Annotated in this window: 15 protein-coding genes; 6 read left to right on the forward strand and 9 right to left on the reverse strand. The window is 64.5% G+C overall.

The genetic code is table 11. From position 1 onward, the window contains the following. Positions 1 to 783 carry a molybdopterin-binding protein gene (locus I3J27_RS01685; RefSeq protein WP_270164435.1) on the forward strand — a complete coding sequence of 261 codons (783 nt, stop codon included), beginning with the start codon at positions 1 to 3 and terminating at the stop codon, positions 781 to 783. Positions 784 to 882: 99 nt separating this feature from the next. Here the strand turns inward: I3J27_RS01685 and I3J27_RS01690 are convergent, their stop codons facing one another. Further along, positions 883 to 2085 (reverse strand): YbfB/YjiJ family MFS transporter, encoded by a 1203-nt coding sequence (locus I3J27_RS01690; protein ID WP_270164437.1) that lies wholly within the window; start codon positions 2083 to 2085, stop codon positions 883 to 885. A gap of 131 nt (positions 2086 to 2216) precedes the next feature. On the opposite strand from I3J27_RS01690, the gene leuB reads away from it, so the two are divergent. Continuing rightward, the gene (leuB, locus tag I3J27_RS01695) at positions 2217 to 3329 is read left to right on the forward strand and encodes a 3-isopropylmalate dehydrogenase (RefSeq protein WP_270164439.1); all 1113 of its coding nucleotides are present in this window, start codon (positions 2217 to 2219) and stop codon (positions 3327 to 3329) included. A gap of 170 nt (positions 3330 to 3499) precedes the next feature. Further along, positions 3500 to 4135 (forward strand): DapH/DapD/GlmU-related protein, encoded by a 636-nt coding sequence (locus I3J27_RS01700; RefSeq protein WP_270164441.1) that lies wholly within the window; start codon positions 3500 to 3502, stop codon positions 4133 to 4135. A 188-nt stretch (positions 4136 to 4323) separates the two neighbouring features. Here I3J27_RS01700 and I3J27_RS01705 read toward each other — a convergent pair whose 3' ends face one another. Together I3J27_RS01705 and I3J27_RS01710 are read right to left on the reverse strand one after the other, a co-directional pair. Further along, entirely contained in the window at positions 4324 to 4698 is a 375-nt protein-coding gene (locus tag I3J27_RS01705; protein WP_270164443.1) for a hypothetical protein, read from the reverse strand. Between the two features lie 155 nt (positions 4699 to 4853). After that, on the reverse strand, positions 4854 to 5642 hold the full coding sequence (locus I3J27_RS01710) for a hypothetical protein (RefSeq protein ID WP_270164445.1): 789 nt from the start codon (positions 5640 to 5642) through the stop codon (positions 4854 to 4856). Between the two features lie 116 nt (positions 5643 to 5758). Between I3J27_RS01710 and I3J27_RS01715 the strand changes: the two genes are divergently transcribed. Then, complete coding sequence (locus I3J27_RS01715; RefSeq protein ID WP_270164473.1) at positions 5759 to 6793, forward strand: aspartate-semialdehyde dehydrogenase; 1035 nt, start codon at positions 5759 to 5761, stop codon at positions 6791 to 6793. A gap of 131 nt (positions 6794 to 6924) precedes the next feature. Here I3J27_RS01715 and I3J27_RS01720 read toward each other — a convergent pair whose 3' ends face one another. After that, complete coding sequence (locus I3J27_RS01720) at positions 6925 to 7566, reverse strand: carbonic anhydrase (protein WP_270164491.1); 642 nt, start codon at positions 7564 to 7566, stop codon at positions 6925 to 6927. A gap of 169 nt (positions 7567 to 7735) precedes the next feature. Between I3J27_RS01720 and I3J27_RS01725 the strand changes: the two genes are divergently transcribed. Continuing rightward, positions 7736 to 8617, forward strand: a complete 882-nt coding sequence (locus tag I3J27_RS01725; protein ID WP_270164492.1) for an HpcH/HpaI aldolase/citrate lyase family protein — start codon at positions 7736 to 7738, stop codon at positions 8615 to 8617. Between the two features lie 4 nt (positions 8618 to 8621). Here I3J27_RS01725 and I3J27_RS01730 read toward each other — a convergent pair whose 3' ends face one another. The 5 genes from I3J27_RS01730 to I3J27_RS01750 all read right to left on the reverse strand — a co-directional run bounded on the left by I3J27_RS01730 (position 8622) and on the right by I3J27_RS01750 (position 12555). Next, positions 8622 to 9470, reverse strand: a complete 849-nt coding sequence (locus I3J27_RS01730) for a Crp/Fnr family transcriptional regulator (protein ID WP_270164494.1) — start codon at positions 9468 to 9470, stop codon at positions 8622 to 8624. 324 nt (positions 9471 to 9794) lie between these two features. Further along, positions 9795 to 10214 carry a hypothetical protein gene (locus I3J27_RS01735; protein WP_270164502.1) on the reverse strand — a complete coding sequence of 140 codons (420 nt, stop codon included), beginning with the start codon at positions 10212 to 10214 and terminating at the stop codon, positions 9795 to 9797. A gap of 242 nt (positions 10215 to 10456) precedes the next feature. After that, positions 10457 to 11242, reverse strand: a complete 786-nt coding sequence (locus tag I3J27_RS01740; protein ID WP_270164536.1) for a glycosyltransferase family 32 protein — start codon at positions 11240 to 11242, stop codon at positions 10457 to 10459. Between the two features lie 81 nt (positions 11243 to 11323). Beyond that, on the reverse strand, positions 11324 to 11929 hold the full coding sequence (gene leuD / locus I3J27_RS01745) for a 3-isopropylmalate dehydratase small subunit (protein ID WP_092261454.1): 606 nt from the start codon (positions 11927 to 11929) through the stop codon (positions 11324 to 11326). 227 nt (positions 11930 to 12156) lie between these two features. Continuing rightward, the gene (locus tag I3J27_RS01750; protein ID WP_270164540.1) at positions 12157 to 12555 is read right to left on the reverse strand and encodes a metallopeptidase family protein; all 399 of its coding nucleotides are present in this window, start codon (positions 12553 to 12555) and stop codon (positions 12157 to 12159) included. 155 nt (positions 12556 to 12710) lie between these two features. Here I3J27_RS01750 and I3J27_RS01755 point away from each other — a divergent pair, with 155 nt between their 5' ends. Then, the gene (locus tag I3J27_RS01755; protein ID WP_270173014.1) at positions 12711 to 12992 is read left to right on the forward strand and encodes a hypothetical protein; all 282 of its coding nucleotides are present in this window, start codon (positions 12711 to 12713) and stop codon (positions 12990 to 12992) included. Positions 12993 to 13029: the final 37 nt, after the last annotated feature.

Consider the following 13029-nt stretch of genomic DNA (forward strand, 5'->3'; position numbering starts at 1 on the left):
ATGGCCAAGCGTTCATTCCTGATCCCCGGCGTCGACAAGCGGCTGCTGATCAAGGACTCCATCAAGACGATGCCCGATGTCACCCGCCGCCGCTTCATCGCGGGCGGCGCCAGCCTGGGCGCGCTGACACTGCTCACCGGCTGCGATGTGATCGACTCGTCCTCGGCCGAGGAGATGCTGAAGACGGTCTCGAAATTCAATGACGCGGTGCAGGATTTCATCTTCAATCCCGATGCGCTGGCGCCGACCTTTCCCGAGAGCGCGATCACGAAGCCGTTTCCGTTCAACGCCTATTACGATCTCGACGATGCGCCTGATGTCGACGGCAACGACTGGAAGCTCGAGGTCCGCGGCCTCGTCGACAACAAGAAGTCGTGGACGCTTCCCGAGCTCTACAAGCTGCCGCAGGTCACCCAGATCACCCGGCACATCTGCGTCGAGGGCTGGAGCGCGATCGGTAGCTGGACCGGCACGCCGCTGCGCGATTTCCTCAAGCTGGTCGGCGCCGATACGCGTGCCAAGTATGTCTGGTTCCAGTGCGCCGACAAGGACGGCTACAACTCGCCGCTCGACATGCGCAGCGCGCTGCATCCGCAGACGCAGATGACGTTCAAATACGCGAATGAAATTCTGCCACGCGCCTACGGCTTCCCGATGAAGATCCGCGTACCCACAAAACTCGGCTTCAAGAATCCGAAATACGTGGTGTCGATGGAAGTCACCAACGACTACAAGGGCGGCTATTGGGAAGACCAGGGGTACAATTCGTTCAGCGGGAGCTGACGTCCGGCACGCTGCCGTAGGGTGGGCAAAGCGAAGCGTGCCCACCATTCCATCCATCATGAAGAAACGTGGGCACGGCGCTGCGCGCCTTTGCCCACCCTACGGCACCGATTGTTTGGCTGGTCCCACCTTCCGCTGGCACAACGCCGCCACCGCCCCGAGCGCCAGCAGCGCCGCCGAGACGTTTAGCGCGTAACTCAGGCTCCCCAGCGCATCCGTGATGGCGCCGACCACGATCGGTCCCAGCGTCTGGCCGACGCCGAACGAGATCGTCATCGCCGCGATCGCGGTCGGCCACGCCTGCGGCGGATAGTTGAAGCGCACGAAGGCGGTGGTCGAGCCGACCACGGCGAAGAAGGCGACGCCGAACACCAGCGCGGAGACCGCGAGCCATGCCGGCGAATGCCCCAGCATCGGCAGGGCCGCCCCTAACGCGTTGGTGCCGAGGATGATGGCGGTGGCAAGGCCGCCGCGGTCGAGCGCCAGCACACCGCGCCAGGCCCAGGGTGTCGCAAAGGCGCTAAGGCCGATCAGGCTCCAGAACGCCGCCTGCGCCGCGGCCCCGCCGCCGCCGTCGCGCACATAGGCGATCATGAAAGTCATGTAGGCGATGTAGCCGGCGCCGAACAGGAAGTAGCCGGCGAGATAGATCAGCACGGGCCGGATCGCGAAGGCGCCGTGGCCGCCGTCCGAGAACCGCGCGCCGCTTTCGATGCGGATCAGGAACAGCGGCACGGTCATGGCGACGGACAGCAGCGTCAGCGCCCACCACACCATCCACCACGAGCCCGGCCCGAAATATTGCAGTGTGAACGGGGCGATCAGCCCCGAGGCGAGAATGCCGATGCCGGGCCCGGCATAGAACAGGCTCAGCAGGAAATTGGCCCGCTCCGGCCGCGATTGCGCGATCGTCGCGGCCAGCGCGCCGCCGGCGACGAAGCCGGCCGCGGCACCGAAGCCCAGCACGAGGCGCGCCAGGCTCAGCGCGACGAAATTCCCGGTCAGCGCGCAGGTCGCGAGTGCGGCGACGCAGGCCAGGGTTCCGCCGCGGATCGCCGCCGCCCAGCCGATCCGCTGGATCAGCCGGGACGCCACCAGCGCGCCCACGAGGTAGCCGACGGCGTTGATGGTGTTCATGAAACCGGCCGCCGAGTAGGACCAGCCGAGGTCCTCCCGCATGTCGGGCAGCACCAGCGCATAGGCAAAGCGACCGATGCCGAGCCCGACCGTCGCGGCCAGCGACAGGGTCAGGATCAGCCGCGCGGGATGGGCGTCGGGCGGGGGGCGATCAGGCGCGTGCAAGGGATACTCCGGCAGCCGCAGTGTGGCAGGCCCCGCCGGCCTTGCACAGCCGCAGCGCGGCAATGGTGTCTTGCCAAGCGCGCAACGCCGCTCTAGCACTCCGGCCGAATTCGATCTCAGAGGAAACGACCATGGCGACCCACAAATTGCTGCTGCTCCCCGGCGACGGTATCGGCCCCGAGGTGATGGGCGAGGTGAAGCGGCTGATCGACTGGCTCAATTCGGCCGGGATCGCCAAATTCGAGACCGACACCGGCCTCGTCGGCGGCTCCGCCTATGACGCGCACAAGGTGTCGATCTCCGAAGGCGACATGGCCAAGGCCAAGGACGCCGACGCGATCATCTTCGGCGCCGTCGGCGGTCCGAAATGGGATGCCGTTCCTTACGAAGTGCGCCCCGAAGCCGGCCTGCTGCGCCTGCGCAAGGATCTCGGCCTGTTCGCCAACCTCCGTCCCGCCGTGTGCTATCCGGCGCTGGCGGATGCCTCGAGCCTGAAGCGCGAGGCGGTCGAGGGCCTCGACATCGTCATCGTGCGCGAGCTCACCGGCGGCGTCTATTTCGGCGAGCCCAAGACCATCACCGATCTCGGCAATGGCCAGAAGCGCGCCATCGATACCCAGGTCTACGACACCTACGAGATCGAGCGCATCGCCCGCGTCGCCTTCGAGCTTGCCAAGAAGCGCAAGAACAAGGTGACCTCGATGGAGAAGCGCAACGTCATGAAGTCGGGCGTGCTCTGGAACGAGGTCGTCACGCAGGTTCACAAGCGCGAATATGCCGACGTGACGCTCGAGCACCAGCTCGCCGATTCCGGCGGCATGATGCTGGTGAAATGGCCGAAGCAGTTCGACGTCATCGTCACCGACAATCTGTTCGGCGACATGCTCTCCGACATCGCGGCGATGCTGACGGGATCGCTCGGCATGCTGCCCTCGGCCTCGCTCGGCGAAGTCGACGTCAAGAGCAAGAAGCGCAAGGCGCTGTACGAGCCGGTGCACGGCTCGGCGCCTGATATCGCCGGCCAGGGTCTCGCCAATCCGATCGCGATGATCTCGTCCTTCGGCATGGCGCTGCGCTATTCCTTCGACATGGGCGATCTCGCCGACAAGGTCGACGCCGCGATCGCCGCGGTGCTGGCCAGCGGTCTTCGCACCGCCGACATCAAGTCGGAAGGCACCAAGGCCGCCTCGACCACGCAGATGGGCGAAGCGATTCTGAAGGAATTGCAGAAGCTGCACGCGTAAGCGGCGAACACAGCTCTCGTAGGGTGGGCAAAGCGACTTGTCCGGCGTAGCTCGAAGAGCGAAGACGGAAGCGTGCCCACCATTCGGTTGTGATCAGAGAGAGAGGGTGGGCACGGCGCAAGCGCGCCTTTGCCCACCCTGCGGCACTGCCCGGAATCTCAGGAGCCCTCATGGATACGCCCCGCCCCAAGATCGCGGAAACCATCATCCATGAGACGGTGCGCCAGCGCGAGGCGCAGATCGGGCGCCGCTGCGAGATACTCAGCCATACGCGCATCGAATATGCCTCGCTCGGCGACTATTCCTATCTCGGCGAGAACTGCGATGTCGCCGACGCGGTGATCGGAAAATTCACGGCCATCGCCAATTCGGTGCGGATCGGTGCGCCCAATCATCCGATGGGCCGTCCGTCGCAGCATCGCTTCACCTATGTCCCGGAATATTACGAGGCGAGTGCGACGCGTGACCGCGACTTCTTCGCGGATCGTCGCGGCGACCGTGTCATCGTCGGCAATGATGTCTGGATCGGCCATGCCGCGATCCTGCTGCCGGGCGTCACGGTCGGCGACGGCGCGGTGATCGCCGCAGGCGCCGTCGTCAGCCGCGACGTGCCACCCTACACGATCGTCGGCGGTGTTCCCGCGCGCGCCATCCGCAAGCGCTTCGACGATGCTGTTGCGGCGAGCCTGCGCCGGATCGCCTGGTGGGATTGGCCGGACGAGCTCATCTTCGAGCGCCTCGGTGATTTCCGCTCCGAGGCGATCGAGGAGTTTTGCCGGCGCTACGATCCCGCAGCGAATGCGTAAGGCGGACGCATCTTGCGCACACAACAGAAATCGTAGGGTGGGCAAAGCGAAGCGTGCCCACGCATCTTTACGGATCGAGAGAGATCGTGGGCACGGCGCAAGGGCGCCTTTGCCCACCCTACGGGATCTCGTCAAAACAAAAAGGCCGGGCGTGAGCCCGGCCTTTTGATTCGTCAGATACGTTCGCCTCAGTACAGCGGGAAATTCTGCGGATAGCCGCCGACATCGGCCGGCGTGGCCAGCGGCTGGCGATCGATCGGACGGTTGAGGTTTTCGCGGGCGAAGGACGGATAGCCGACGGCCGGCGGATAGGCGTAGTCGGTGAACTTGCGGTCGCCCGGATTGACCTCGGTGCCGCCGTCGAGCCAGGAGCGCTTGCTCACATAGATACGGGTGCGACCCTGCTGATAGACCGCGTTGGGGCCGGCCGGACCATAATAGTGGCGGCCGCGCTCGTCATAGCGCTTGGTCTTGGTGTCGGCCGAGGCCGGCGTCGCGAGCGACACGGCGATCACGGCGCCCGCCGCAAGCCAGGTCGCCAGTTTGGAGAATTTCGAGCTCATCACGTCCCCTTCAGGCGGCAAGCCGCCAGTCGATGTCATCCCATACTAGCCCGGCGGGGGCGGCCGCAACTAGGTCTATTGGGTCACACCAGCTCGGAATAATCGCGCGCGCCGGCAAAAGTTGCATCAATACCAGCCACTTGAGCTTGATGCGGTCAAAGCGCTCCGCGCAATTGCGCGTTCGCGGCGCCCAGCAGCCAGTCCGCCGAGCCCTGAGATTCGCAACCCCTGCGCTTCAGCTCCGCACGGGCGAACAATTCCGCCAGCTTCGGCTCGTTGCCCGAGGTCAGCAGCGTCAGCCGGTTCAGCGTGCAGGCGACCGCCGCGCGCCGGGCGGGCATTGTGTCGCCCTGGCAGGAGAAGCCGGAGATCTGGAGCGCGGGCTCCTCGCTGCGCTTGAGGTAGCCCAGGCACCCCCGGGCGCCCTCAGTCGTGCCGGTCGGCCGGAACAGGGCGACGGGGCCGAATTTCGTGTCGATCAGGCCGGCCTGCTCGAGCGTCGTGGCCGCACCGAGTCCCATCTGGATGGCCAGATCCGCGGTGGCCGGACGAGCCACGTCGAATTCGCCGCCTTCCCGGTAAATCTCGAGCTCGGCCAGCGGCTTGGCGGCCTCGCCGGACCAGCGCATCACGTCCCTGCGGCCGCCTTCGGGATGTCGAAGAATGACGTAAGAAGCTGTTTTGTCGGACGAATCCGGCTTGCCGAGGGCAAAGGCCGGGTGCGAGCGGGAGGCCTCGCTCCAGCCCGGCCGTGCAGCGACCTCATCGTCGGGCAGGGCAGGGAGCTGACCAAGCGCCGCAAGGGCGAGGATGGCAAACAGGGCGAGCGCCCCCACATAGGCAAACAGGCGCGCCAGCGTGCCGACGACCTCGTCGGCGAAGGCTGCAAGCGCCAGATGGATCTGGGTGGGGCTAACGGCCGTGCTGGCCTCAGGCGACTGCATCCACGGCCTTCAGGCATGGTCCAACGTTGTCTTGAGGCCGGTTCTCGCATAGAAGCGCTGCTCTTCCTGTTTAAGCGTCAGCTTCAGGAACGGGCTTTTTCATCGGAGAGTGAACGATGGGTTACAAAGTCGCAGTCGTCGGCGCGACCGGCAATGTCGGACGGGAAATGCTCAACATCCTCGATGAGCGCAAATTCCCCGCGGACGAGGTCGTGGCCCTGGCGTCGCGCCGCAGCGTCGGCGTCGAGGTCTCCTACGGCGACCGCACCCTGAAGTGCAAGGCGCTCGAGCATTACGACTTCTCCGACGTCGACATCTGCCTGATGTCGGCCGGCGGCGAGGTGTCGAAGGAATGGTCGCCGAAGATCGGCGCCGCCGGCGCCGTCGTGATCGACAATTCCTCGGCCTGGCGCATGGATCCGGACGTGCCGCTGATCGTGCCGGAGGTGAACGCCGACGCCGCCAAGGACTTTGCGAAGAGGAACATCATCGCCAACCCGAACTGCTCGACCGCGCAGCTCGTGGTGGCGCTCAAGCCGCTGCACGACAAGGCGACCATCAAGCGCGTCGTGGTCTCGACCTATCAGTCGGTGTCGGGCGCCGGCAAGGACGCGATGGACGAGTTGTTCTCGCAGACCAAGGCCGTCTACACCAACAGCGAGATCGTCAATAAGAAGTTTCCCGCGCGCATCGCCTTCAACGTCATCCCCCACATCGACGTCTTCATGGAGGACGGCTACACCAAGGAAGAGTGGAAGATGATGGCGGAGACCAAGAAGATTCTTGATCCCAAGATCAAGCTCACCGCGACATGCGTGCGCGTGCCTGTCTTCGTCGGCCACTCCGAAGCCGTCAACATCGAGTTCGAGAATCCGATCACCGCGGACGAAGCCCGCGACATCCTGCGCAAGTCGCCCGGCTGCCTCGTCATCGACAAGCAGGAGCCCGGCGGCTACGCCACGCCCTATGAAGCGGCCGGCGAGGACGCGACCTATATCAGCCGTATCCGCGAGGACGCCACGGTCGAGAACGGTCTCGTTCTCTGGTGCGTGTCCGACAATCTGCGCAAGGGCGCAGCCCTGAATGCGATCCAGATCGCGGAAGTGCTGATCAACCGCAAGCTGATCAGCGCGAAGAAGAAGGCGGCGTAAGACGCTGCCACCGGTCTCGTAGGGTGGGTAAAGGCGCGCAGCGCCGTGCCCACCATCTTTCTCGATTGAAACAGGTGGTGGGCACGCTTCGCTTTGCCCACCCTACGAAGTCAAACCGCGCCGAAGCAGGCTTACGCCATGCTTCGCGCGTTCTTGAATTCCTTGCTCGCCTTGTCCAGCACGAACAGCGATCCCTCGGCGACGCCGAAATAGGCGCCGTGGGTCTGCATCAGGCCAGCGTCCACGGCCTTGCGGACGAATGGGAAGGTCATCAGGTTTTCCAGGCTGCGGAACACCGCGGCCTTCTCGATCCGCTCGACGAATTGCGCCATGCTCTCGTGGTCGCGCTGCTCGACCACTTCGCCGGGCTTGATGAACATCTGCATCCATTTGCCGATGAAGTCGCCGGGGGTGAGCGGCTCGATCTTGTCGACGAAGGCGCGGATGCCGCCGCATTGCGCGTGGCCGAGCACCACGATGTGCTTCACCTTCAGCACCGTCACCGCATATTCCAGCGCCGCCGAGACGCCATGCGCATTGCCGTCGGGCTGATACACCGGCACCAGATTGGCGATGTTGCGGACCACGAACAATTCGCCCGGGCCGACGTCGAAGATCACCTCCGGCGAGACGCGGCTGTCGCAACAGCCGATCACCATGACTTCCGGGAACTGCCCCTTCACCGACAGCTCGCGGTAGCGGGTCTGCTCGGTCGGCAGCCGCTGGGTGGCGAAGGCCTTGTAGCCTTCCAGCAAATGCTCTGGGAATGTCATGGCCTATGCCTAATCATAGACCGCAGGGGCGAACAAGCCTTTCGAATAGGCAGGCCAAGTGCTATCGGCTTGGTTTGTTGTTTGAGCATGATCCTTGCGGAAAACCGCCGCACACTTTTCCGGGATCATGCTCCAGAATACAGACGAGGAAACCGGAAGGAACGCTCGCATGACCCGCCCGCGCCGCAGCCATCTGTTCATGCCCGGCTCCAACCCCCGCGCGCTGGAGAAGGCGCGCAATCTGCCCGCCGACGGCCTGATCCTCGATCTGGAAGATTCGGTTGCGCCCGATGCCAAGGCCGCGGCGCGCGAGGGCATCACCGCCGCGATGGCGGCCAAGGGGTTTGGCAAGCGCGAGATCCTGATCCGGACCAATGGCCTCGACACGCAATGGTGGGCGGATGACGTCGCGATGGCGGCCAAGGCCTCGCCGGATGGCATCCTGGTTCCGAAAGTTTCAAGCATCGAGGATCTCCAGACCATCGGCCGCCACCTCGCCGATCTCGGCGCCGCGCCGACCGTGAAAGTCTGGGCCATGATCGAGACCGCGCGCGCCGTGCTGCATGCAGAGGAACTCGCTGCCGCCGGGCGCGATCCATCGAGCCGCCTGTCGGGCTTCGTGTTCGGTCCGAACGACATCTCGCGTGAGACGCGGATCAAGATGCTGCCCGGCCGCGCCGCGATGATCCCGATGATCACGCACTGCATCCTGGCGACGCGCGCCCACGGCCTCGAGATTCTCGACGGCCCCTACAGCGACATCGCCAATTCCGACGGCTTCGCCACCGAATGCGCGCAAGCGCGCGACCTCGGCTTTGACGGCAAGACGTTGATCCATCCCTCGCAGATCGACGCCTGCAACGCGATCTTCACCCCGCCGGAAGAGGACGTCGCGCGCGCGCGAAAGATCATCGCGGCGTTCGAATTGCCGGAGAACGTCTCGCGCGGCGCGATCCGTCTGGATGGCGCAATGGTGGAACGCCTGCACGCCGACATGGCGAGGCGCACGATCGAGATCGCGGATGCGATCGCGGCGATGGGGAAGGGCTGAGGCGTCAACTCGAAATAGCGATATCCGCTTTTCCGCTACAAACGGCAATCTTCTGTTCGCCAGGAGCAGGGGACGGTGCGGCCAATTCCTCGCAGTACATCCGATCGATCTTGCGCTGCATGAGCGCATAACAATCGCATGCGACCTTTTCGAGCCGCGCCCGATTGATCTCTACAAACCCACGCCGGTCCGACGGGACGGCGCCGGCCTCGCGCAGCTTGCTCATCGTCAGAGTTACGGTCGTTCGCCGCACCCCAAGCAATTGCGCAAGCGCCTCCTGAGTCACCGGAAGAAGGTCATCAGGAACGCGGTCGTGAAGCTGCAGGAGCCACCGCGCCATGCGGCCATCCACCCGGTGCAGCGCGTTGCAAGCGGCTACGTGCTGGAGCTGCAACAACACCGCGCGGGCGTGGACCTGCACGACGTTCCTGATGGCGGCGCTTTGCGCAAAGGCAGCCCGAAACTTGGCGGCGGAAATCAGTGATGCTGTGCCGGCCACGCGAGCAATCGCCGTCACGGATGAAAGCGATGGGCCGAGCACGGAGAACGAGGCCAAAGCGCCTTCCCGTCCCATCAAGGTGGTTGCGACCGTTTGCCCGTCCGGCATATCGAGCATGAAGGCGATTGCGCCGCTATGGGGAAAATAAACCGGGTCGAGCTCATCGCCCGACCGCACCAGGACGGCATCGGGTTCGAACGAGACCTTCTGGAAGTAGGGCGTGAGCAAACCGAGATCCGCCGGCGGTAACGCCGCCAGCAGCCGATTCCCAATGCCGGCGCGGTGGGCGGTCACGATGCTCTCTTGTGATCTGGCACTCAATGAACGACGGAATCCATCGATTTCATTCACCATGATGATCCGAGATACGAGATACGAATTGCGGAACGGCCATCATCCAAACAGAGCCATTGGTCGAGATCAAGTACGGACAATTGCGGGCGTCCGCCTGCAGGCAAAATCTGCATTCGTCATACTATTCACGATCTCGCCGCTCGACGAGGTGCCCACGAGTGATCGACCAGTGACGGTTGCGGCAGCACGTGAGTCTGCCCTTGGTGTCAACGCGGACCTCTGAGGGAGCTCTGCCATACGCCGCTATCAGCGGTAGAGCAGACATCCATGCCCATCCAAGGCAGGGATCGAGGAGTGCGCGGCGCGTGGAATCTTCCGCGCGAGTTAGCGCGGCACGATCTCGGCGCGATCGAGCGACTCCAGTGTCGAGGCATTTCCGCAATAACCGTGAAAATTCTCCGCGGCGGTGCCGTCGGCGAGGTCGCGGTCGCATTGTCCCTTGTGATTGCAGAGCGAGCAGACCCGCTCCATGTCGCGCAGCAGCAGCGGCTGCGCGCGGCCGAGCCCTTCGGCATTGATGCCGAGCTGCTCCAGCATTTTCGGCAGCTCGTCGGCGGCGTGCTTGCCGTGGCGGACCAGTTCCTCCAGATCGTCAGGCGCGATCCTGAGATCGCTCGCGATGCGGTCGAAATCGGCGCGATCGAGCTGCCGCATCTCGTTCATCTCGCGGCGGTGCTTCAGCCAGCTCGCAAAGGAGTCGATGAGATCCTGAACGATGGGATAAGGCCTGCTTGCGGTGCTCATGAGAAGCTCCATTCGAACGGCGGAATTGGAGCAAGGTTAGGCACAATGATGCAGGAGCGCGTTGCGCTGGATCAAATTGAGAAGTGGAAATCGCCCTCGTGTCCCGGACGCGCTGCAGCGTGAAACGCTGCTGCGCAGAGCCGGGATCCAGTTCTTTGAGGCATGGGCCCCGGCTCAGCAGCGCACCGCTGAAGGGCGCTGCGCTGCGTCCGGGGCACGAGGGCGCCGCGCGAAGAACAGAGCTACGCGAATCTCTCCGTCGCCCACGCGTACAGGCTCCCCGGAATCGGCTTCTCGCCGCCGCGGCCCTTGGGCGAGATGTGCAGGCCGATGATGGCGGGGTCGGTGACGAGGCCGAGATAGCTCGAGGGATCGAAGAACAGCTTTGGCTCGGCATGCACGGCGTAGAACGACTGCTTTGGTAGCGCGTTTTGCAATTCGCCGGTGCGGCGCGCGAGCGCAGTGAGCGCCGCCGGCCCAAAGATCGCGACGCGAATGTCGGAGAGGCGGTCCGAGCCGCCGCGCAGGCGGCGCATCATGAAGGTGATGCGATGGCGCAGCGACAGCCAGTTCGGCGTCAGCTCCTCCTGCTCCATCAACTCCTCGAAGGCGGCGACGATGCCGTGCTGCGCCGGCAGATAGATCACGGAATTGCCGAGCTGGCGCGGCCGCTCCCAGGCGAAATAGGGCTTTGCGGGATCGATCTCGACGGGTCTCAGCAGCAGCACGTCGGCGTCGAGCCAGAGGCCGAGGCCCTTCGCCATCAGCTTCATGCGGAAGAAGTCGCTGAACTGCAGCGTGGTCCAGTCGCGCCAGCTTCCGTCCGGCTGCGGCGGTCGCAGCCGTTCCGAGAACGCGTGCGGCAGGATCGCCTCGGCTTCCGCATTCGCGACGCCCGGCGGCAGGCCGGGAATGGTGTCGAAGCTGTAGACCGTGACCTTGTGGCCGGCCGCGAGCTGCGAGCGCAGACAGGTCTGGCGCAGCGCATCCATCGGGCCGTGCCAGAAGGTGACGATCTCGAGCAGCATGCGTGCAGCTATACGGGATAACACGAACAAAGAAAAAGCCCCGGCGCTTGTGGCACCGGGGCTCGGACGAAAAACGTGCGATCAGGCCCAGGCGCGTTCGCGCTTGAGCTTGTCCTCATAGGTGTCGATCGAGGACTTCTTCTCCATCGTGAGGCCGATGTCGTCGAGGCCGTTGATCAGGCAGTGCTTGCGGAACGGATCGATCTCGAACTTGACCTTGCCGCCGTCGGGACCGCGAATCTCCTGGTTCGGCAGGTCGATCGTCAGCGTCGCGTTGGCGCCGCGCTCGGCGTCGTCGAACAGCTTGTCGAGGTCTTCCTGCGAGACGCGGATCGGCAGAATGCCGTTCTTGAAGCAATTGTTGTAGAAGATGTCACCGAACGAGGTCGAGATCACGCAGCGGATGCCGAAGTCGAGCAGCGCCCAGGGCGCGTGCTCGCGGCTCGAGCCGCAGCCGAAATTGTCGCCGGCAACCAGCACCTTCGCATTCCGATAGGCGGACTGGTTGAGGACGAAATCCGGGTTCTCGCTGCCGTCGTCCTTGTAGCGCTGCTCGGAGAAGAGCCCCTTGCCAAGGCCGGTGCGCTTGATGGTCTTGAGGTACTGCTTCGGAATGATCATGTCGGTGTCGACATTGATGATCTTCAGCGGCGCCGCGACGCCTTCCAGCGTGGTGAATTTATCCATGGTTGCGCTTTCCCGGGGGTGGTTCAGGGGAACCGGTTATTTATCGCGATCGACGTCCGAATCCTAGGCCGAATTGGGCAGGGCTGCCTTACCTCTCCCGCTTGCGGGAGAGGTCGCGCCGGAGGCGCGGGTGAGGGTTCTCCACGAGGGGACTGTCCCATTGCGGCGACACCCTCTCCCCAGCCCTCTCCCGCAAGCGGGCGAGGGAGCGCACCTTCCTGGCCGCTCTACTCCGGCCGCGCCTCAATCGCCGCCATATCGTCGTCCGAGAGGCCGAAATGGTGGCCGATCTCGTGGATCAGGACGTGGCGGACGATATGGCCGAGGCTCTCGTCGTGCTCGGCCCAGTAGTCCAGAATCGGGCGGCGGTAGAGCCAGACCATGTTGGGCAGCCGCGCCACGTCGCCAAAACTCTGCTGCGGCAGGCCGACCCCCTGGAACAGGCCGAGCAGGTCGAACTCGCTCTCGCAGTCCATCTCGTCGAGGACCTCCTCGGTCGGGAAGTCGTCGACGCGGATGATCACGCCCTCGCACAGCTTGCGAAACTCCGCCGGCAGGCGCTCGAAGATGTCATGGGCCGTCGCTTCCATCTCGGCCAGCGAGGGCGCTTTCAAATCTGTCCACATGGAGCCGTCTTAGCGCGGGTTCCGCGGCGATGCATCCAGCTTTATAAGCGCGGCAAGGTTGACGGGCGCCGCCAAAACGGGGAGCCTAGGCCTCGAATGGGACGGTTCAGGTGGGCGGAAAAATGCGAGCGAAAACAGCGCTGACGCTACTGTGCATGGGGTTGTTTTCGCAGTCTTGCGGTGGCGTTCAGGCTCAGACCGTCGGCGCCGAGGTCCAGATGGCCCAGGCGACCTCACCCGAGGACGCTCCGCCGCCGCGCAGGCGGCCTCCGCCGCGGCTGCGCGTCACGCCCTATTACAGCCCCGATGGCGTCTATCCGCGCTACAATCCGGGTCCCGACGCGGTCCGCGAGTGCAACGCCACCTATGTGCAGGAATTCCGGCCGAGCGGCACGGTGATCGTGCCGCATATGCACTGCTACTGGCGCAGGGGCTGACGCCAGGTTCAGCGTCCACGCCAATGCGCAGCGCGGA

The organism is Bradyrhizobium xenonodulans (assembly GCF_027594865.1).
Taxonomy (GTDB): Bacteria; Pseudomonadota; Alphaproteobacteria; order Rhizobiales; family Xanthobacteraceae; genus Bradyrhizobium; species Bradyrhizobium xenonodulans.

Coding starts and splice junctions, on each gene's coding strand:
- I3J27_RS01685 (WP_270164435.1), top strand. CDS start 1: ATGGCCAAGCGTTCATTCCTGATCCCCGGCGTCGACAAGCGGCTGCTG.
- leuB (WP_270164439.1), top strand. CDS start 2,217: ATGGCGACCCACAAATTGCTGCTGCTCCCCGGCGACGGTATCGGCCCC.
- I3J27_RS01700 (WP_270164441.1), top strand. CDS start 3,500: ATGGATACGCCCCGCCCCAAGATCGCGGAAACCATCATCCATGAGACG.
- I3J27_RS01705 (WP_270164443.1), bottom strand. CDS start 4,698: ATGAGCTCGAAATTCTCCAAACTGGCGACCTGGCTTGCGGCGGGCGCC.
- I3J27_RS01710 (WP_270164445.1), bottom strand. CDS start 5,642: ATGCAGTCGCCTGAGGCCAGCACGGCCGTTAGCCCCACCCAGATCCAT.
- I3J27_RS01715 (WP_270164473.1), top strand. CDS start 5,759: ATGGGTTACAAAGTCGCAGTCGTCGGCGCGACCGGCAATGTCGGACGG.
- I3J27_RS01720 (WP_270164491.1), bottom strand. CDS start 7,566: ATGACATTCCCAGAGCATTTGCTGGAAGGCTACAAGGCCTTCGCCACC.
- I3J27_RS01725 (WP_270164492.1), top strand. CDS start 7,736: ATGACCCGCCCGCGCCGCAGCCATCTGTTCATGCCCGGCTCCAACCCC.
- I3J27_RS01730 (WP_270164494.1), bottom strand. CDS start 9,470: ATGGTGAATGAAATCGATGGATTCCGTCGTTCATTGAGTGCCAGATCA.
- I3J27_RS01735 (WP_270164502.1), bottom strand. CDS start 10,214: ATGAGCACCGCAAGCAGGCCTTATCCCATCGTTCAGGATCTCATCGAC.
- I3J27_RS01740 (WP_270164536.1), bottom strand. CDS start 11,242: ATGCTGCTCGAGATCGTCACCTTCTGGCACGGCCCGATGGATGCGCTG.
- leuD (WP_092261454.1), bottom strand. CDS start 11,929: ATGGATAAATTCACCACGCTGGAAGGCGTCGCGGCGCCGCTGAAGATC.
- I3J27_RS01750 (WP_270164540.1), bottom strand. CDS start 12,555: ATGTGGACAGATTTGAAAGCGCCCTCGCTGGCCGAGATGGAAGCGACG.
- I3J27_RS01755 (WP_270173014.1), top strand. CDS start 12,711: ATGGGGTTGTTTTCGCAGTCTTGCGGTGGCGTTCAGGCTCAGACCGTC.